The organism is Promicromonospora kroppenstedtii DSM 19349, assembly GCF_000515355.1.
In the GTDB taxonomy this organism is placed as follows: domain Bacteria; phylum Actinomycetota; class Actinomycetes; order Actinomycetales; family Cellulomonadaceae; genus Promicromonospora; species Promicromonospora kroppenstedtii.
Map to the genome: position 1 here is coordinate 25,964 of NZ_KI911645.1, position 774 is coordinate 26,737.

1 protein-coding gene and 1 pseudogene are annotated in these 774 nt (G+C 73.5%); both read left to right on the forward strand.

From position 1 onward, the window contains the following. Positions 1 to 218: pseudogene (locus PROKR_RS09380) on the forward strand (sugar ABC transporter permease); the annotation flags it as partial. 23 nt (positions 219 to 241) lie between these two features. Next, positions 242 to 774: LacI family DNA-binding transcriptional regulator (locus tag PROKR_RS09385; RefSeq protein ID WP_211240085.1), on the forward strand; the 533-nt coding region annotated here is incomplete at its 3' end.

Sequence of the window (774 nt, forward strand, 5' to 3'; positions counted from 1 at the left end):
CCATCGCCGCCGCGGTGATCGGCGGCACGAGCCTGTTCGGCGGGCGCGGCAGCGCGTGGTCCGCGGTGCTCGGGGTGCTGGTCATCCAGTCCATCGCCAACGGGCTCACGCTGATGAACGTGGACCAGGCGGCACGGTACATGGTCACCGGCGCGGTCCTGCTGCTGGCGATCATCATCGACATGCTGATGCGCAAGCGACGGGAGGGCCTGACGTGATGCGTCGTCCGACGCTGGCGGTGGTGGCACAGGCCGCCGGGGTGAGCCTGAAGACGGCCTCCCGGGTGCTCAACGGCGAGCCCAACGTGGCCTCGGCCACCAGGGAGCGCGTGCAGGACGCCGCGGCGTCGCTGGGCTTCCGGCGCAACGCCGTGGCCGCCGACCTGGCCCGGGGCGGCCTGTCCCGCCTGGTCGGGTTCATCACCGGCGACCTGGCCAACGAGTTCTACTCCGCTCTGGCCAGCGGTATCGAGCGCGAGCTGCGGGAGCACGGGCTGCAGCTCCTGACGGCGTCGTCCGACGAGGACCCCGACCGCGAGGCGTCGCTGACCGGTGAGCTGATCGAACGCCGGGTCGGCGCGCTGATCGTCACGCCCGCCGGGGCCGACCAGTCGGCGCTCCGCTCCGAGATCGCCGCGGGGCTGCCCGTGGTGGTCGTGGACCGGCCCGCGGCCGGGATGGACGTCGACACCGTGGTCATCGACAACCGCGGCGGCACGCGGGCCGCCGTCGCACACCTGCTGGCCCACGGGCACCGCCGCATCGGCTTCGTGGG